Here is an 18,741-nt window from a genome sequence, read left to right on the forward strand (position 1 = left end):
TTGCCAAAAGCTAATTATTTGTCCGAACCAACAAGGTAGTTGTCCGAATGCTTTTTCAGAAGCTCAAAATGCTCTATATTCCATTATTTTTCGTTAGTTTGTTGTGGTTTTGAAGAAATTCCTAAACAATAAAAAACCACCGAAACTGGTTGTTCGGCGGTTGACTGTTTGGTTTTATTTAGTTGATTGGCGCCAGTCTGATTAATAGCATCTCCATCGCCAACTGTTTATCTATCTTTCCGCTCTTCATCAGATAATCCGCTTCGGCAAGCTCATCCACTACTTTCATCAATTCAGCACGCCCGAAATACCGCCCCTGCTGTGCTGCCAGTTTCACCCTGTACGGATGGACCCTTAGCATGCCGGCCATTTTCTGTTGGCTGTACCCTTGTTCGCTTAAATCCTTTACCTGATATAACAAGCGGAACTGGTTGGCAATGAGCGCGTGGAGCTTTATCGGTTCCTCGTTGTTTCGAACCAAATCATAAAAAAGTTCGAGTGCTTCATCTATCCGCCTATGCACCATTTTTTCAATGAGTTCGAATACGGAGTGCTCAATGGATTTGGCTGCCAACAGCTTGACTGTATCAACGGAAATTTCCTGATCGGAAGCGCCGATATACATGGCCATTTTGTTGATCTCCTGGGCAAGGACAGAAAGATTGACTCCCGCAATCTTTAGTAATTCCTCTGATGCGGCATCTCCTAGAATCGCTCCATTTTGCATTGCTTTGTCTTTCATCCAAAGCTTCAAGTCCCTTTCCCCGAGCGGCTGTGCTTCGATGACTTCCGCTTGCTTTTTTAGCTCCTTGACAATCTTTTTCCGCTCATCCAGCTTCTCGTAAGATGCTTGAATTACCAAAATGGTATATGGTGCAGCTTCTTTTATGTAAGAAATAAATCGGTCCGTGTTGTGTTCAACCTTGCTCTTATTTTTTTCCGCTGTAAGAAAGAAGGGATTGGTCATGACCACCACTCTTCGCTCCCCCATGAACGGTAGAGTCTCCGAGTCCTCGATGGCTACATCCACCGGCTGTTCTTCCATATCATAAAAGGAGAGATTAAAATCATGTTCTTCCACATCAAGAGCATGCTCTATGATGGCATCCCTTATTTCCCTCATTAAAAATCCTTCGGTGCCCAATAATAAATATATCGGCGCGAAATGTTTTGCTTTTATTTTCTTTAACGCTTCGAATCCCATTGTTATGCTCCCGTCATTTGTTTCTACTCCTTCTTATCGTACATGAGAGATGAATGAGTTGACAAGGAGTTATATAAGCAAACAAAGTCAAAGGAGATTAGTTCTCACCTACAAAGAACTAATCTCCATTTTATATAAACGTCAACGATGCTAGCCCCAGGTAACTCGCCCGTTAACGATTGCCCCGTTTGGGTGTAATACTATGTTCTCCTTGAATTTCTGAACTATTTGTGACAACTCTTGTCAAAGGTGGAAAAGCAAAAATGACTGGTGGATTTTTTTTGCCGTATAGCTTATACTAATGTGTGATAGGAGGGATACTTATGAACGAATTTGAGAAAAGCGTCCAAAGTAAACGTAACGATGCAGTAGATTCTGGTGTCGGTTTTATCGTATCCTTCGGTTTTTTCGCAACAATCTTTGCAATGGCAACATTGATTCATTACCTAGGATCTTAATGGCGGCATAACAATACATACCGTCGTGATTCTTTTCCAAAGCGGTTGTGAAAAGAATGAGGATATCTCTGAAAAGCTTCGCTATAAAAGAGACTGCGTCTAAATGGTGCAGTCTCTTTTTCATTTTGATACTGTATCCTATGGTAGTACCGTGGAAAACGTTCCACCCCGATGTGTAAATTCAAAGATAATTGCCCCTTGTCTATCCGTACGATACACCATTGCCTCTGAACGCTCCAGCCTGTCGAGTACTTCCTGATGTGGATGACCAAAACGGTTGTTTCTCCCGGCGGAAATGATGGCGATATCCGGTTGCAGCCTTTCAACAAATGCCTGGCCGGTTGAAGTCTTGCTCCCATGATGACCAGCTTTTAGCACATCCACCGTTATATTTGGGTAGCGAAGTAACACCTCCCTTTCCCCTTCACCTTCCATATCTCCAGTAAACAGCCAACTTCTGTCGCCCAAAATGGCGTAAAGAGCAATCGATCCTTCATTCTTATTTTCATACGCTTTGGCTGGATGCAGATATAAAAAACTGGCAGTATCCACATCCCACCCTATATTCGGAACAGCAGTCTGTATTTTTGCCCCTCGATAGTCGGCTTCAAGCAATATCTCCTCTTCCAGTTCACTTCCGCCAAATCCCAATGGAACCACCACTTCGCTTACCTTTACATGTCCCCAGAGACTTGCGACATTGCCGATATGATCATAATCTCCATGAGATAATATTAATTTGTCCAACTTCCTTACTCCTTCCGCTTTCAAAAAAGGCAACAATACATCGATACCACTGTTATACTCCCTCTTCCTTTCTTTCCATGCTTCTTTCGGGAATGGGAATGCGCCTCCTGTGTCAATCAGATACGTTCCTTTATTAAAAGGAAGCCGAATAAATATAGCATCTCCCTGTCCAATATCCACTACCACCACTTTTCCATAAGGGTTTGTATATGGAATGTACCATTGGAAACACAAACAGCCCACAAGCATAGCCGATGCAGCCGACAACCTTTTCTTTTCCCACAGATAAAAAAATAAAGCCGTAAAAGATACGAGCAGCCCCATCATCCCGATAAAAGGTTTTCCAAACACCAGTGTACCGAATGGTATACTCGCAAACCACACCGCAAGAGAATTCAAAAGCTGAAGGGGGAAAGAGAAAAAAGGGACAAGTAAGGGGAGCAGTCCAGGATAGAAGATCATCGCAAAAAAGAGCAAGAATGCACCAGGAAGGACAAACAAGGAGAAAAAAGGGACATAGATTATATTTAAAAACGGGCTCCAGATGGAAAACTGGTAAAAGTGAAAAAGCAGCAAAGGCAGCGAAGCGACCTGAGCAATAAAGGAGACATAGAAAATCTGAAGAAGTCCATTGTTGACAGTGCTGATTTTCCTTGACGTCAATATTAAAGCCATACTGACCGAAAAGGATAATTGAAATCCGATATGATACATGTAATATGGGTTCAATAGCAAAACAAAGATGCAGGCAAGGCCGATTGTATCAATAGAGAGGATTTTCTTTTTAAAAAGCAGCAGCACAAGGGCTACGCCTGTCATTGTTGCGGCCCTCATGACAGACGGTGCACCACCTGCCAGAACGACATAAAGAGGTAATAGAAGGATTAAGAGGATGTTAACCGATTGTCGGGTTAGTCCCAATCGAATACCGGTATAGAAGGCAGCTGCGGTAATGATTCCTACATGCAAACCAGAAATCGCCAATAAATGAATGAGGCCCAACTTTTGGTATGCCTCTAATACCATATGATCAAGATATCTTCTCTCCCCGAAAATCAAGGAAATTATAAAGCTTGCCACAACTGGGTCCATATGTTCATCAATTGTTTTTATTCCCTTGTCGCGATACTTTTGGAGACCTTTAAAAATAGAAATATTTTCACCGGGGGCACAAGATTCCGGCAACCTGTCCAATGAAAATATCCAATATTTTTTTTGTTCGTAAAGATAGTTCTTGTAATCAAAAGCATGAGGGTTGGTGGCTGGCTGAGGTATTTTCAAGGCCCCTTGCCAATTACATAGCTCTCCAATTTCCAAAGATTCAAGTAGGGTGATCTCTTGTTGCTCCTGGAGATAATATTCCACTACCATCGATTCTTTTTTATTACTTTTCATTTCAAAACTGGCTTTGTTTCCATCAATATGAATGGATGTGGTGATGGTTCCAGAAATTCGTGTTTCACTACCCGTATGAACGGATACATTCTGGGACTCGATCATATTCATATAGCCGTAAAATCCAGCGCTGAAGAGGAGAGTCAAAAGGAGTAGTCTGAGAGGATTTTTATCTTGAAGATAGATCCATAAAAAAAAGACAATCAAAAGGGAAAGCGGTCCCCAGTGAGTATCTGACCTGGAGACAGCAATTCCCAAACAGCTAGCGATGGCCAAATAAGCAAAGTAGCCTGTCCTAATTTTCATTAAAATAAGATTATCCTTGCTTACTGAAAAGCTCGGTGGATTGTTCATACCAGCGCTTTATTTCTTCATCACTTGCACCGGATTCCTCCAATCTTTCAATCAAGCTATTAATGAATCCTATTTTCTCAGGATCGTTCAAGCTTACAGCCATCTCATCCAGTTCCACGTGTTCCACGCGCACATCAGCCTGTTCGAACATTTCCATTGCATATGGATGGTTCTTATATTCCATTGCATAGTAAACCGTTTTAATTCCCGCTTGGATTATGGCTTTACAGCAATGAAGGCATGGAAAGTGGGTGACATAAATTTCGGCGCCAGTCGTCGGCACCCCAAATTTGGAGCATTGAAGCAAGGCATTCATTTCGGCATGGATGGTCCGCACACAATGATTATCAATGACATAGCATCCTTCATCAATGCAATGTACTCCACCTGCAATGGAACCATTATAACCTCCAGCTATGATTCGTTTATCACGTACAATAGTTGCTCCGACAGCAAGCCTTGTACAGGTACTTCTTAGTGCTAATAAATGGCTTTGCGCCATAAAGTATTGATCCCAAGATATTCTTGTCATCTTCCCATATGCCTCCTAATCTTCTTAAACAATATCCTTAGTGTAGCGGGTTTTCTTGTCTTCCGTCAATTCAATTGGCTACAGTAATTTCATCCTTAAGCTTTTCAAAAGATTTCTCTCCGATTCCTGTCACATTCATGATTTCCTCTATACTCTTATATAAGCCATGGTCGGTCCTGTAGTCGATGATTGCCTTTGCTTTTGCTGGTCCGACACCCGTAAGAGCTGTCAGCTCCTCTTCTGAAGCAGAATTTATATTTATTTTTCCACCAGCGGAGTCAGCATTTGAACTGTTTTCAGGTTTAATAAGGACCTCCCTCTCCTCTTCATCTCCCTCACGCGGGACGATGATGACCATTTCATCTGTCAGGAGGGAGGCCAAATTAACTTTCCTCGTATCTGCGTCATCCAAAAAACCTCCTGCCACCTCCACTGCATCGATGACCCTGTCCCCCGATTTCATTTTGTAGACCCCAGGCTGGAAAACAGCTCCTTTGATATCAATAAGTACCTCTTTATTTATTGGCTGGGACGTTTCCTGTTCAACATCGTTTACTCCCAGATCCTCTTCACTTTCAGCTTCAGTTGCTTCCATCAAAAAACTCACTTGTTGTTCCGCCTGCGTTTCTGTGGGAACATATAGCCTGGACCAGATGAAAAAACAAAATAACACAACAACACTAATCACAATCAACACTTTTGTTTTATGGACATACCACAATTCTTTCAAGGCACTCACCTTCTATTCATATTAATAAGCATAAATACATATAGTGTATGAGAAACTTTTTTGGATGGAGGAGGGAATGAAACATGAAGATTGGAATGATCGGCACAGGAAACATGGGGAGAATCTTGGTGGAATCATTTGTCGACTCGAAAGCAGTACCTCCTGAGAATATCACGATTACTAATCGTTCCATAGAGAAAGCATTTAATTTACAACGCAAATATCCTGACCTATATGTGGCTGAAACGGCGGAAGAAGTGGTAAATGCTGCTGATATTATCTTTTTATGTGTTAAACCATTGGATATTCACCCCCTTTTAACAAAAATCAATAAAGACTTGACGGCCGATAAATGTGTGATTTCCATTACGAGCCCTGTATCTGTTACGCAGCTGCAAACAATCATCAACTGCCAGGTGGCACGCATCATCCCAAGTATCACAAACCGCGCCTTAGCTGGTGTCACATTGGTGACATTCGGAGAGAATGTACGAGAAGAATATAAGGATTTCTTACTGACTATTTGTTCAAAGATTTCAACACCAATTCATATTAAGGAAGATGTTACAAGGGTGGCATCGGATATTGTAAGTTGTGGACCTGCATTTTTCAGTTATATTTTGCAGAGGTTCATTGACGGGGCTGTAAGTGAGACGGCCATAACCAAGGAGCAAGCGACAGATTTGGCGAGCCAGATGATCATCGGAATGGGAAAATTGATTGAAAAGGATATTTATACCCTTCAAACCTTGCAAGAAAAAGTGTGTGTTAAGGGTGGTGTTACTGGAGAAGGCATTAAAGTGCTTGAGAATGAATTGGGCGATGTATTCCATCATGTCATTCAAAAGACGCATGAGAAGTTTGATGAAGATCTTGTGGAGGTCAAAAAACAGTTTCATTGATTTTTCTCTAATAAGGTTATTCGCCATCAAGCGACAAATACCTTTAAGTTTTTTCAACTTTTTCCGTTAAACGCAAAAAACAGGTTTCCCTAAAGGGGAAGCCTATTTTTTTGCGGTGAAGAATATTCTTTCTGCATTTTCTGCTAAATGTTCAGTGGAATAGTCTCCAGTTACCGATAAGATGGTGAACCCCACTTCTTCTAGCCACTTTTTATAGGTCTCCACAGGAAAAGTCCGTTGGAAATGGAGTTCATCAAACCGTGTATACTGGTTTGTTTCTTCTTGAACGAAGAAAGAAAGCTCATGTTCGACACTATTCGGATGCTCTCCGGGGAAGCTGTTCCATATGTAGGCAACATCCTCTTCTGCACTGGTGAAAGTGTTATTCATGAATACTTGTGTCATTTTGTAGAGGGAATGCACATCGAATAATAGAAGCCCTCCTTCTTTTAACTGTTTATAGGCAGCTGAGAAGGCTCTTTTGACATCGTCTTCTGATTCAAGATAATTCAGGGAATCACAGAAAATAGTGATGCAATCGACGTTTTGGAATCCATCAAGCTCTGCCATGTTCTGCTCATAAAAAGGTATGGAAACCCCAGCTTCGGTTGCCTTTTCATAAGCAATGGCCAGCATGCTTTCTGAAAGGTCCACTCCTGCCACTTCCCAGCCTTCTTTAGCAAACCGAATGGCAAGCTCACCTGTGCCGCATCCAACATCCACCACTGAGAACCCCTTGGAATCCGCAGGAAGATGTTGATTTTTCATTGCCTGCACAAATGACACCCATTTTTCATAGGGAACATCCTGCATCAATTGGTCATAAATATAGGCAAATTGTCCGTAAGCCATTTATGTTAACTCGATTTGAATGTCCTCGCGCGGAGCATCTCCCCAAAGACGTTCCAAGTTGTAATAGCCGCGCTCATCTTTATGGAATACATGGGCCACTACATCCCCAAGGTCAACGAGGACCCAGCGAGCTTCATCAAAGCCTTCCATTCTCTTTACATGCTGACCGTTCTCATCTGCCGTTTCTTTTATCGCACGTGCGATTGCCTGGACCTGCTTATCGGAGTTACCGTGACAGATCAAGAAATAATCTGACACAAGGGAGATACCCTGCATATTTAAAGCAACCAATTCTTCTGCACGTTTATCATCTGCAGCCTTTGCCGCAAGCTGTAATAATTCTTTAGACATTTATGTTAACTTCCTTTCTTTAACCTTCATGGTCATATCGTTATAGGCGTGAAATGTATCAGGGTAGATGGGCTGATTTCGTTTCAATAAAAAAGTGATCGTGTTTTTCATTGCCTGTATGACAGCGATATCAAGAGAATTCATGGCGGATTCCCGAACCTGTTCTACTCCAGGAAAATCCCTGCCAGGTTCGATATAATCGGCTACAAAAAGCACCTTATCCAAGGGGCTCATATTTATTTTCCCCGATGTGTGGCATCTTATTGCTTCTAGTACTTCATGGTCGGTAATACCGACCTCATTTTCCACCAGATAGGCTCCCACCGGGGCGTGCCAAAGTTCATCATGATGCTGCAAGAGATCCTGTGGCATTTTTTGATTGATAATGATTTGCCGCATTTCCTCTTTGTCCCGAAATTTCGCGTAATCATGGAAGATGGCGGCAAGTTCTGCTTTCCCAACATCAACCTTATAAATTTCTGCTAATTTGATTGCCGTTTCCATCACCCCGAGAGTATGCACATATCTGCGCTCGGTCAGTTGATCCTTCACCACTCTTAATGCTTTATCTCTATTCATATAGGCGTTTCCCCTCTATCATTTCTTTTACCTTCTCAGGCACTAGATATTGAGAAGTCCATCCTTGTTGAACCCGCTTGCGGATCAATGTGGAGCTGATGTCCATTTGGGGTGTCTCCACCTCGAGCACAGGATATTCCGAAGTGAAAGAATACCCCGGCCGTTTCACGCCCACAAAGGTGACGATCTCCAACAGCTTCTTTATGTTGTGCCATTTAGGCAAGTACTCTACCATATCCGCCCCTATGATAAAATAGAAGGTTGAATCCGGATTTCTTTCCCTTAATAACAACATTGTATCATATGTATAAGAGGGACCTTCCCTCTGAAGCTCAATGGTTTCCACCTTGAAACTTGCATTGGATTCCACAGCGGCTTTAAGCATTTCAACCCTGATTTCCGTCGGTGTAATATCTTTTTTTTGCTTATGGGGAGGGATATGGTTAGGCATAAACCAGATCTCATCGAGAGACAACTTCTGTCTCACCTCACTGGCTATCAAGAGGTGGCCTAAGTGAGGTGGATCGAATGTACCGCCAATAATGCCTACTTTCCTCATCATGATCCCTCCATCCGATTTATCTTGGTAATACGATTTGTTTGTTTTCCTTAGATTCCTTGTACAAGATAATGGTACTGCCGATCACTTGTACAAGCTCGGCTTTTGTACCGGCAACAAGATCTTCTGCAACCACTTTACGATCTTCATCGCAATTTTGAAGTACGCTGACCTTAAGTAACTCTCTCACTTCCAAAGCCTCTGAGATCTGCTTTGTCATATTTTCATTCACTCCGCCTTTTCCAACTTGGAAAATCGGATCTAAATGATGCGCCTCTGCGCGTAAAAATCTTTTTTGTTTACCAGTTAACATGATATTCCTCCTAGTTGTTCTTTCACTAAATTCTTCATTCTGTTTGTATCGGGAAAATGGCCTGTCCAATGTTCAAATGCAAGTGCAGCCTGATAGGCAAACATGTGAACACCATTCTGTGTCACAGCACCTAACGCTTTAGCACCCTTCAATAGTTTTGTTTCATAAGGATTATAGATAATATCACTGAATACGGCACCTTGCTTGATTGCTTTCAAGGGCAAAGGGGAGTCTTCCGTATGTGGAAACATCCCGACAGAAGTAGTCTGAATGACCACGTCATAGACTTCAAGCCTTTCAATGGCTTCTTCCATCGTTATGCTCTCGGCAAGATGGTCCAGCAAAAATTCCTGTATCAGATCAGCCGACTTGGAAGCGGTGCGGTTATACAGATCGATTTGAATGCCTTGTTCTTGAGCCAAAGTATAGAAAATCGCCCTTGCCGCACCTCCTGCCCCAATTATTAGAATGCGCTTATTGTTCAGCTTCGTTACTTCTTTCAATGCTTCCACATATCCCCTGCCGTCGGTATTATAACCAATAAGTACCCCATCCTTGTTAACTACCGTATTGACAGCTCCAATACGTCCTGCTGCTTCATCAACTTCATCAAGCAAGGGGATGATAGCTTCTTTATGGGGAATAGTGACATTAAAGCCGCTCACACCCAATGCCCGCATTCCATCCACTGCTGATTTCAAATCATTCGGCTCAATATGAAAAGCGTGGTAATGGGCATTGTAGCCCGATTGCAGGAATGCATCATTATGGATAAGTGGAGACATGGAATGTTCAATGGGAGCACCTATCACTCCGTATAGTTTTTTCATCACTGCCTCCCTCCATTTACATTAAGGTTTTATTCATGCCACTGTTGATTTCCGCAAACGGCTACGCTTTCCACGGGGCGACCTTGAGCCTCCTCGGGCTACGCCCTGCGGGGTCTCAAGATTGTCGCTATCCCCCCGCAGGAGTCTTCGCCTATTGCTCCAATCAACAGCTAGAAATTTATAAAAGATAAGTTATTGGGTTTTCAGTTAGATCAAGGATTTACGTACCATCACGCCTACGCCTTTCGGTACGTGAGCGACCACTTTGATTCCTGGTTCATTAATTGTCACCCAGCCCAGACCCGAGAAGACAATATCCGTTTTCTCACCTTTTATTGTAAATTCATGGGCTACAAGTTCCGGGAAATCTTCTACAAAGTTTTTACCAGGTGGTTGCAGCAAATCACCAAGATGCTCCTTGTATACATGCTCTGCATTCTCAAGTTTCGTCCGGTGAATGTAAAAATCATTGGATACATAGCAAGTAAAGGAATTCCGACCACCCTTTACATAATCAAAACGAGCCAATCCTCCAAAGAACAAGGTTTGCCCTTCATTTAACTGAAAGATTTTCGGCTTGATTTCCTTTTTAGGGGAAATCACTTTCAATTCCTTTTTATCTATAAAGTGTGCCATTTGGTGGCGGTTAATGATCCCAGGTGTATCGTACAGAGAAGATCCGTTGTCCAATGGTATATCGATAAGATCGAGAGTGGTACCTGGGAACTGCGAGGTCGTGATAACATCCTTCTCCCCTGAGAATTCACGGATAATCCGGTTGATGAAAGTAGATTTACCAACGTTCGTACAGCCGACCACATATACATCCTCACCTGCACGGTATTCTTCGATGGCCTGAGCCAGATCCTTTACACCTGTCCCTTTATCAGCACTGATAAGGAAAACCTCTTCTGGTTTTAGCCCGAGCTCTTTGGCGGCCTGCTTCATCCAGTTAATTACCTTATTCGGCTTGACGGATTTAGGCAAAAGGTCCACTTTGTTTCCTACGAGCAACACTTTGTTGTTACCTACAAAGCGATGCAAACCAGGCAACCAGCTTCCGTCAAAATCAAAGATATCAACAATCTTCACGACAAGTCCTTTTGTTTGTCCGATTGAATTCAATATCCGAATAAAGTCGTCATCTGTCAGAGAAACATCTTGTATTTCATTGTAATGCTTCAAGCGAAAGCATCGCTTACAGATGATCGCTTCCTTATCTAATGAAGAAGGAGGGGCATACCCCAACTCTTTCGGGTTGTCTGTCTGTATGGCAACACCGCAGCCGATACATACTACTTGTTCTTCCATGTTTTTAGTCCTCCCAATTAATCATACCTTTTCGTTTCATCCAAGAAAGGATACGCCTTTCCACTTTGCGGTTAAACTTTGTTACAAACCCGTCCGTCTGTGCTACTGGGACAACAAGAATTGTATGCAATCCTAGGCGATTGCCTCCCAATACGTCTGTCAGAAGCTGGTCACCGATTACCACCACTTCTTCTTTTTGAAGCTTCATATCTTTAAGTGCCCTTCTGAATGCTCGTCTCATGGGCTTTCTTGCACCGTAGATATAGTTGATACCTAACGGATCAGAAAACATCTTCACTCTTTTTAATTTATTGTTAGAAACTACTGTTACCAAGATGCCGACTTCCTGCATTCCCTTGAACCATTCTATCAACGCTGGTGTGGCTTCTGGTCGGTCCCATTCAACTAATGTATTGTCAAGGTCCGTAATGATACCTTTGATTCCTTTTTCCTTCAACTCTTGCGGTTTTATCTCAAACACGCTTTTTACGTGTTGTGCAGGCAGAAAATATTTAAACATTCAAATCACCCTCTATTGGTTCTATTATTCGGCTATGTAACCGTGTTATTGTACAGAAATGAATTCCCTTATCCATTAAATACTTTACCATCTTACCTAAATTCCATGTCCATGTTAAGCAAATTATAGATATTTATAGTGTTAGCTTGCATCAAACTTCTTATAAAAAGTGTTGAAAATAAAAATTTTTCGACAAATTCCTGACGTTTTCAACACCTGTGGATAAACTTATCTACATTATACAGTGTGTCCTACCTCAATTACTGGTAATTATAAACAGTTTACCCACATGTTATCCACTGTTAATTGTGGATAACAGAACGGTTGTTCTACGAAAAAATACGTGGTAGAGTTATCATACAAACAAGCGAAACTACCATTATATGATCATCTTATAGAAACTAGAACTGACAAACACACATAATAAAATCGGACAATACATAGTGACGAAACACTAGGAGGTGTAGGGCAGAGGCCAATCTGATGAGAAAACTTTCTGATGAACTTTTACTGGAATCCTATCACAAAGCTACGGAATTGAAATTAAGTCATGATTTTATTCTACTGATCGAATTAGAGATTAAACGCCGTTCCCTCAGCTATAAAATCAAAGCAACTTCCTAAAAGAACCGGACATCCCGGTTCTTTTTTTATTAGCTCTGTCAAAGCTAGGTATTGATAATGATAAGGTTTCTAGCTGTTGCTTGGAGCAAAAGGCATAGACTCCAGCGAGAGAATAGCGACAGCGACACCCTTTAGAACCCTAAAATGTTGCGAGGAGGCTCATGGATAAGCGAAGCCTTTGGAAGAGTAACAGCGCCATTTAACAAACCCTTTTTTAAAAAAGAAAAGCTAGTGCCTCCACTAGCTTAGCCACGTTCCAATCTTTTGTCCTACCAGGACCTCTTCTTTTTCCTTAATCATTTCATCCATTACAAAACCGTTCTTTTCAAACAACAAGATGACAGTCGAACCAAAAGAGAAATAGGCCATTTCTTCTCCTTTAACAAGTTGTTCGCTTTTATGTGTCAATTCAATACTATTGACAAACATCGCCCCGACCTTCACGACAACAACATGTTTACCGCTGTTTTCAATTTCTGTTAATCGGCGATAATTTTTGGCAAGAGGTTCCTTCCCATATTTAAGTCCCATCTGATTAACAGGATATGATTTTCCACCAAGTGTCCATTGCTTCGTGACAATTCCTGATATAGGTGTATGGATTTTATGGTAGTGGCTTGGACTCAAATAGAGCACCATGTAGAATCCACCCATATACTTTTGAGCCAGATCTGGGTCCGATAACATTTCCCCAACAGAATAGTCAATGCCCTTCGCGGTAAGAAGAAGATCATCTGTAATGGCGCCTGTCTTTTCTACCACCGCATCAACTGGGCTCACTACTGAATTCTTACTAGAGTCGATTGGTCTTACATTTGGCTTAAGACTCCGAATGAAAAATTGCTGTAGGGTTGGAAATGAATCTATCTTCTCCTGCATTTCTTCGGTGTTAATATTATATACCTTCGCGAAAGATGGGATAAACCGCTTGCTCAGCTTAGAACTGGCAAAACGCTTTACTGCCATTGATGACAATTTATGATTTGTCAATTCAATGGATAATCTATACACATTTTTCAACAATTTGCATTCCTCCAAGTTTGATTCTATCTATATAAAAGGTTGGTTTCTTCCATTTTATCTGCCGTCAACTTGACTCCATGAGTGATATTATAACATTTGACCCGCCACTACACTAATAATTTTTAGTTGAGACTGCCACCTACAAAGAAAGAGGAATCTCCTTTATGCGGAAATTCCTCTTTACTTCTATTATTTATTTGTTAGTTGTAAAAATTCCTCGACGTCTTCCAGGGATTTTTTTACCGCCTTTTCCCAGAAGTCACGTTGTGTCAGATCGACGCCAAGGTGCTTCATCGCGAGATCTTCCACTGTCATGGACGCAGTGTCTTTTAATAGAGCGATATATTTCTCTTCGTAATTAGTTCCTTCTTCCAATGCTTGTGTATAGATGCCTAATGAGAACAAATAACCAAATGTGTACGGGAAGTTGTAGAAAGGAACTTGAGTAATAAAGAAGTGCATTTTGGAAGCCCAGAACGTCGAATCATATTCTCCCAACGCATCACAATAAGCCTCTTTTTGTGCCTCTACCATCAACTCATTCAGTCTTTCCACACTTACCAGGCCATGTTTACGCTCGTCGTAGAATCTTGTTTCAAACAGGAAGCGGGCATGGATATTCATGTAGAATGCAACACTGCGTTGAATCTTATCTTCTAGAAGGGAAATCTTCTCTTGTTCGTCCTTTGCATACTTCACAGCTGCATCCGCCACAATCATTTCAGCGAATGTGGACGCCGTTTCCGCCACATTGCTTGCGTAGAAGCGGTTTAATGTCGGCACTCCATGCATAGCATGCTGATGGAATGCATGACCCAACTCATGAGCCAATGTGGAGACATTGGACAGCGTACCGGAATAAGTCATAAAGATTCTAGATTGGCCAGATACAGGGAAGCTTGTACAGAAGCCGCCAGGGCGTTTCCCCGCTCTATCTTCCGCTTCAATCCAGCGATCTTCAAATGATTGTTTCGTGAATTCTGTGAGCTCCGGACCGAACTTGGAGAATTGTTCTATGATAAATTCCGCCCCCTCCTGATAGGACAGAATGGTTTCTTCAGCAGATAGAGGAGCGGACACATCATACATATTCAACTTCTCCAGACCTAAAAGCTCGGCCTTGCGCTCAAGATATTTCTTCAGAGTACCTTTATGGTCAGTGATAACCTGCCACATCATATCAAGTGTTTCCTGTTTCATCCGATTGTTTTCAAGTGGTTCTTTCAACACAGAATCCCAACCGCGTTGCTCATATACTTGCAAACGGAATCCTCCAAGATGGTTTAAAGCCGCTCCAATAGTTTCCGCTTGTCCTTCCCAAGCCTTTTTCCATGCGGCTGATACTTTTTTCCTGACTTCACGATCGCCATTTGAAAAGCGATTTTGTGCTTGTCCTACTGACAGTTCTTTTACTTCCCCATTTTCTTCTACAGGGATTTTAATGGTACCGACAATAGAATTATATAGCTTACCCCAGGCATGATAGCCATCCACTGCTAGGGATGTTATCAATTTTTCCTGCGCAGCCGGCAGTTTATCTCCCGCTCTGCGTCTTCTTTCATTTAAAACGTATTCCAGTGGCTGAAAAACATCTTTTTGAATAAGCTTTGACCACGATACTTCATCTATTCCCACTAGTTTCTCATCCAAAGCGCCTAACTGGACTTGCAACTTCGCATGTAGTTGTGCCACTTTCCCTTGCAGTTGGGAAGCGGACTTATCCTTGACATCCTGTGCAAGAAGACAGCTGATGAATGCGGATGCCTGTACCACTTTTTTCACAACACTTTCGTAGGAAGTCAGTACGTCTTCCAGAGAGTCCGTAGAAAATTGTTGGATCTGTTGTTCGAACTGTTCTAATTCTGTTTGGATTTCAGATAGATATGTATGAAATTCTTTTGAGTTACTTCCACCTTGGAAAAATACTTCTAAGTCCCAAGTTTCACTATAAGTTTTAGTCGTCACGTTGTAATGTCCCCCTTTTGGCATTATGGTTTCATTATAACCGAAGTGTGTAAATATTTCTACAATTCCAAACTATTTGATATGCGTAATTTTCGTATTACGAAATTTTTGATTAAAAAAAGCCTATGCCCGAATGCATAAGCTTATCTAAAAAGGTGATTTTTACAATAATAAGCGCCGCCGATAAGCAACAAGATAAACAGAATTACCAGAAGGCCATACACCCATCCACCATAGAATCCAGGTCCATATGGTCCAGGATATGGCGGAGGACAACAACCAAACCCAGGGTACCCGTACATACCAACACCCCTTTCCCAACTAGGTATCTACACTACTACCATATGCACATCCCAAAAAAGAGACAGGGCAAACGCGGAGAAACCGGCAAATAATTTAGATTTGTTCATTACATTTCGGTTACTGGGGGATTAAATTTCAGAGAGGGGTCAGACCCTTAAAGGAATTCCCCCTTTCACGTCGAAACCCCTTGGAGCTGTTTGCAACCAAGGGGTTTAATGGTAGATTCTATTGTTTTTTCTTTTCTTTTTCAGCCCGATAGAATTCGTGGAACATTTTCATGAGGGCCCGCTTTTCGATCCGAGAGACGTAACTTCTAGAGATACCAAGTTCTTTGGCGATTTCCCGCTGCGTCTTCTCATCTTTCAAGTCGAGACCAAAACGTCCCACAATCACCTCACGCTCTCTTTCATCAAGCACATCAATATACACCTTGATCTTCTCAAGCTCCATATTTAGCTGGATGGTATCTATCACATCTTCGGACTCCGACTTCAATACGTCAATCAGACTAATTTCGTTCCCTTCCTTGTCTTGACCAATCGGATCATGCAACGAGACATCCTTCTTTGTTTTCTTTAAAGCCCTGAGATGCATCAATATTTCATTTTCAATACAACGAGCTGCATAGGTCGCTAGCTTTGTCCCCTTTCCTGAATGAAAACTTTCAATTGCTTTGATCAACCCGATTGTCCCGATGGAAATCAAATCTTCCGAATCTTCCCCGGTATTTTCAAATTTTTTTACAATATGTGCCACAAGCCGCAAGTTATGTTCAATAAGTAGATTCCTTGCCTCTTCATTCCCCTCTGCCATCAATTTCAGATATTTCGCTTCATCCCCAGATGACAATGGTTGTGGAAATGCATTGTTCTTGACATAAGAAACTAGGAAAACAAGTTCTTTGATTAAGTATCCTACCGATGCTAGTATGCTTGACACACTTTCACCTCCATAGAAATGCTTAGGCAAGAGCCTAGTAATAATTCTTATGTAGAAAAAGGCTTACGTGTGCAAGTACACTTCAAAATAAATCCAAAATTAAGTGTCATACAAACTATTCCTAGAAAACATAAATAATGTGCCAATTCTGACGATTAATGGTACAATTTCAATAGGAACAAATGTTCAACCTAAAGCACAAAAAAATCTTCCTAGCGAAGTAGGAAGATCTTAGTATTGAATATACGGGTATTTTTTCAACTTGGAAGGGATGGTACCTTTGCCCACTTTGACTACACTGTACTCTTGAAACAAAGTTTCAAACCACTTAGAGACTTCTGCATATGTTTTATTTTTGTAATCCACAAGCTGGGCAACCCGGTAATGCCTACGTGCCTTTTGCTCACGATCTACTACGATAAACCAAAAGCAAGTAAGCTCAAAAGTGTTCGTACTTGTCGCTGACATGATATCAACCTTCCTTTAATAGAGTAGTTTATCTAAATATAGATTTACATGTGAATTGGCGGTAATTCTTTCTTATGAATAGATGGTAATTCGCTTACTAACGCACCCATATGGATTGGAGGCAATTCCATATGAATTGGTGGTAATTCGCTAACTTGTTTCCCCATGTGAATTGGTGGTAATTCGCTAACTTGTTTCCCCATGTGGATTGGTGGTAATTCCATATGAATTGGTGGTAGTTCGCTTACTTGTTTCGCCATGTGGATTGGAGGCAATTCCATATGGATCGGTGGTAACTCTTCACTGCCAGTAGTTTTTGCATGAGAAGTAACAGCATTTGCCCCTAAACCAATTAAAGAGATTGCTAATACGGAGAGAAAATACTTTTTCATCTTCATTACCTCTTTCTAATTTTATTTAATCAGATTATAAAAAATTTGTTGTACATATTGTTGACTTGACAGAAATTTGATACTTAAGTTTAAAATTAATCAGTGTATAGATGGTAGTTCATTTGTTTTAACATCATCCGAAGTGGTTACATGAGAAGAAACAGCACTTGCTCCAAATAAAGTAATAGTAACGACTAAGAATGTGATTAGAAACCTTTTCATCATCATAACCTCTTTCTCTCAATTTTTTCTGTTATTATCAATTTATGTTATATAAGTATTTTACACTATTTATAATAATCATTATTTCTTCATAATTTGAGGTTTACTAGAAGAAAACAATGATTTCCTTCTGTTTTCTACGTTTTTCATTTCAGATTATAACTCTAGGAATATTTTATTAGTAAGGATGTGATATATTGTGGATTTTTCGTTAATTGGAAAAGAAATAAAAATCCTGCGATCTGCACTAAACTTATCACAAGCGGAGTTAAGTGAGGGGATATGTACACAATCACAAATCAGTAAAATTGAAAAAGGGGAAGTGTTTCCTCTTGCTAACACTTTATATTATATAGCAGAAAGGCTTGGGGTGGATATAAATTATTTTTATGATTTAGCAACTAATCCTCAATTATCCTATATCAAAGAGGTGTTTACACAAGTAAGAGAGTTGCTCCACCGCAATGAATATGAGGAAGTCTATACTATTGTAGAAAACGAAAAGAAAAATCCTCTGTTTATTAACAACCGAAAAAATAAGCAATTCCTCCTATGGACAGAAGGGATTTGCATATACCATTTAAAACGAAATAAACGCGAGGCATTAAAACTTTTACAAAGTGCTCTTGACCTGACAAAAATGACTTCAAAACTAATGGGAGAGAGAGAAATTGAGATACTAAACAGTCTCGCCATCATTCATTTTGAGACTAAAGCTTATGAAGAAGCATTAAATATATACAATTACGCTATAGAAAGTTATATGAAAATTCCTTATCATCATGACCCTACAATTAAAATCAAAATTTTATACAATAAATCAAAAACCTTAACTAGACTTAATATGCTAGAAGAATCAACTAAGTCTTGTAAAGAGGCAATAAAATGGTGTGTAAAACATAATAGCATGTATGCGCTTGGTAGTCTTTACTACCATATCGGGTACAATTATAGTCTACTACTGAATCATGATATTGCCATTGAATACTATAACAAATCCATTCAAATTTTTATGATTCAGGAAAACAAGGTGTTTGTTAAACATATTAAGGAAAAAATTGATGAATTATCTATTCTTATTGATTAAGGTTTTTTCGTAAGCTTTGTTGCTTCTTCGTATTTATTAACTAACATCCTTTCTGTCGGGCTCTTTTCCCGGTTGTATGTA

Annotated in this window: 21 protein-coding genes; 4 read left to right on the top strand and 17 right to left on the bottom strand. The window is 40.7% G+C overall.

Features of this window, described 5'->3' with window-relative positions; translation table 11 throughout:
- Positions 1 to 178: 178 nt before the first annotated feature.
- Positions 179 to 1,204 (bottom strand): DNA polymerase III subunit delta, encoded by a 1,026-nt coding sequence (gene holA / locus MKY77_RS16855; RefSeq protein WP_339146957.1) that lies wholly within the window; start codon positions 1,202 to 1,204, stop codon positions 179 to 181.
- 323 nt (positions 1,205 to 1,527) lie between these two features.
- On the opposite strand from holA, the gene MKY77_RS16860 reads away from it, so the two are divergent.
- Positions 1,528 to 1,662 (top strand): YqzM family protein, encoded by a 135-nt coding sequence (locus MKY77_RS16860; RefSeq protein WP_237663745.1) that lies wholly within the window; start codon positions 1,528 to 1,530, stop codon positions 1,660 to 1,662.
- Positions 1,663 to 1,800: 138 nt separating this feature from the next.
- On the opposite strand, the gene MKY77_RS16865 is transcribed toward MKY77_RS16860, so the two are convergent.
- The 3 genes from MKY77_RS16865 to MKY77_RS16875 all read right to left on the bottom strand — a co-directional run bounded on the left by MKY77_RS16865 (position 1,801) and on the right by MKY77_RS16875 (position 5,420).
- A complete protein-coding gene (locus tag MKY77_RS16865; protein WP_342515386.1) occupies positions 1,801 to 4,158 on the bottom strand; it encodes a DNA internalization-related competence protein ComEC/Rec2 in 2,358 nt (785 codons plus the stop codon).
- The gene (locus MKY77_RS16870) at positions 4,121 to 4,690 is read right to left on the bottom strand and encodes a ComE operon protein 2 (protein WP_237663743.1); all 570 of its coding nucleotides are present in this window, start codon (positions 4,688 to 4,690) and stop codon (positions 4,121 to 4,123) included. Before MKY77_RS16870 ends, MKY77_RS16865 begins: the two co-directional genes overlap by 38 nt.
- 70 nt (positions 4,691 to 4,760) lie before the next feature.
- Complete coding sequence (locus tag MKY77_RS16875) at positions 4,761 to 5,420, bottom strand: helix-hairpin-helix domain-containing protein (protein ID WP_339146959.1); 660 nt, start codon at positions 5,418 to 5,420, stop codon at positions 4,761 to 4,763.
- An 83-nt stretch (positions 5,421 to 5,503) separates the two neighbouring features.
- Here MKY77_RS16875 and comER point away from each other — a divergent pair, with 83 nt between their 5' ends.
- Positions 5,504 to 6,322 carry a late competence protein ComER gene (comER, locus tag MKY77_RS16880; protein ID WP_339146960.1) on the top strand — a complete coding sequence of 273 codons (819 nt, stop codon included), beginning with the start codon at positions 5,504 to 5,506 and terminating at the stop codon, positions 6,320 to 6,322.
- A gap of 102 nt (positions 6,323 to 6,424) precedes the next feature.
- On the opposite strand, the gene MKY77_RS16885 is transcribed toward comER, so the two are convergent.
- The 8 genes from MKY77_RS16885 to MKY77_RS16920 form a co-directional block, all read right to left on the bottom strand.
- A complete protein-coding gene (locus tag MKY77_RS16885; RefSeq protein WP_339146961.1) occupies positions 6,425 to 7,174 on the bottom strand; it encodes a class I SAM-dependent methyltransferase in 750 nt (249 codons plus the stop codon).
- The gene (gene rsfS / locus MKY77_RS16890) at positions 7,175 to 7,525 is read right to left on the bottom strand and encodes a ribosome silencing factor (protein WP_237663739.1); all 351 of its coding nucleotides are present in this window, start codon (positions 7,523 to 7,525) and stop codon (positions 7,175 to 7,177) included. It lies immediately after the preceding gene.
- Entirely contained in the window at positions 7,526 to 8,104 is a 579-nt protein-coding gene (gene yqeK, locus MKY77_RS16895) for a bis(5'-nucleosyl)-tetraphosphatase (symmetrical) YqeK (protein ID WP_339146962.1), read from the bottom strand.
- Positions 8,097 to 8,663, bottom strand: coding sequence for a nicotinate-nucleotide adenylyltransferase (locus MKY77_RS16900; RefSeq protein WP_339149848.1), 567 nt, complete (start codon positions 8,661 to 8,663; stop codon positions 8,097 to 8,099). The genes yqeK and MKY77_RS16900 overlap by 8 nt, the downstream gene beginning before the upstream one ends.
- Before the next feature lie 19 nt (positions 8,664 to 8,682).
- Entirely contained in the window at positions 8,683 to 8,976 is a 294-nt protein-coding gene (gene yhbY, locus MKY77_RS16905) for a ribosome assembly RNA-binding protein YhbY (protein ID WP_339146963.1), read from the bottom strand.
- Positions 8,970 to 9,806: a shikimate dehydrogenase gene (gene aroE, locus MKY77_RS16910; RefSeq protein ID WP_339146964.1), complete on the bottom strand. Its 837-nt coding sequence runs from the start codon at positions 9,804 to 9,806 to the stop codon at positions 8,970 to 8,972. The genes yhbY and aroE overlap by 7 nt, the downstream gene beginning before the upstream one ends.
- Before the next feature lie 207 nt (positions 9,807 to 10,013).
- Positions 10,014 to 11,117 carry a ribosome biogenesis GTPase YqeH gene (yqeH, locus tag MKY77_RS16915; protein WP_339146965.1) on the bottom strand — a complete coding sequence of 368 codons (1,104 nt, stop codon included), beginning with the start codon at positions 11,115 to 11,117 and terminating at the stop codon, positions 10,014 to 10,016.
- A gap of 4 nt (positions 11,118 to 11,121) precedes the next feature.
- Entirely contained in the window at positions 11,122 to 11,637 is a 516-nt protein-coding gene (locus MKY77_RS16920) for a YqeG family HAD IIIA-type phosphatase (RefSeq protein ID WP_339146966.1), read from the bottom strand.
- 483 nt (positions 11,638 to 12,120) lie between these two features.
- On the opposite strand from MKY77_RS16920, the gene MKY77_RS16925 reads away from it, so the two are divergent.
- On the top strand, positions 12,121 to 12,261 hold the full coding sequence (locus MKY77_RS16925; RefSeq protein WP_063560167.1) for a sporulation histidine kinase inhibitor Sda: 141 nt from the start codon (positions 12,121 to 12,123) through the stop codon (positions 12,259 to 12,261).
- 240 nt (positions 12,262 to 12,501) lie between these two features.
- Here MKY77_RS16925 and MKY77_RS16930 read toward each other — a convergent pair whose 3' ends face one another.
- The 5 genes from MKY77_RS16930 to MKY77_RS16950 form a co-directional block, all read right to left on the bottom strand.
- A complete protein-coding gene (locus MKY77_RS16930; RefSeq protein WP_339146967.1) occupies positions 12,502 to 13,284 on the bottom strand; it encodes a phosphatidylserine decarboxylase in 783 nt (260 codons plus the stop codon).
- Between the two features lie 189 nt (positions 13,285 to 13,473).
- On the bottom strand, positions 13,474 to 15,249 hold the full coding sequence (locus tag MKY77_RS16935) for a M3 family oligoendopeptidase (protein WP_339146968.1): 1,776 nt from the start codon (positions 15,247 to 15,249) through the stop codon (positions 13,474 to 13,476).
- 528 nt (positions 15,250 to 15,777) lie between these two features.
- Positions 15,778 to 16,491, bottom strand: coding sequence for an RNA polymerase sporulation sigma factor SigK (gene sigK / locus MKY77_RS16940; protein ID WP_010196129.1), 714 nt, complete (start codon positions 16,489 to 16,491; stop codon positions 15,778 to 15,780).
- 231 nt (positions 16,492 to 16,722) lie between these two features.
- Positions 16,723 to 16,959 (bottom strand): hypothetical protein, encoded by a 237-nt coding sequence (locus tag MKY77_RS16945; protein ID WP_339146969.1) that lies wholly within the window; start codon positions 16,957 to 16,959, stop codon positions 16,723 to 16,725.
- A 44-nt stretch (positions 16,960 to 17,003) separates the two neighbouring features.
- The gene (locus MKY77_RS16950; RefSeq protein WP_339146970.1) at positions 17,004 to 17,351 is read right to left on the bottom strand and encodes a hypothetical protein; all 348 of its coding nucleotides are present in this window, start codon (positions 17,349 to 17,351) and stop codon (positions 17,004 to 17,006) included.
- A 421-nt stretch (positions 17,352 to 17,772) separates the two neighbouring features.
- Between MKY77_RS16950 and MKY77_RS16955 the strand changes: the two genes are divergently transcribed.
- Positions 17,773 to 18,660, top strand: coding sequence for a helix-turn-helix domain-containing protein (locus MKY77_RS16955; RefSeq protein WP_339146971.1), 888 nt, complete (start codon positions 17,773 to 17,775; stop codon positions 18,658 to 18,660).
- Positions 18,661 to 18,741: the final 81 nt, after the last annotated feature.

It is taken from the genome of Sutcliffiella sp. FSL R7-0096 (genome assembly GCF_038595065.1).
Lineage (GTDB): Bacteria > Bacillota > Bacilli > Bacillales > Bacillaceae_I > Sutcliffiella_A.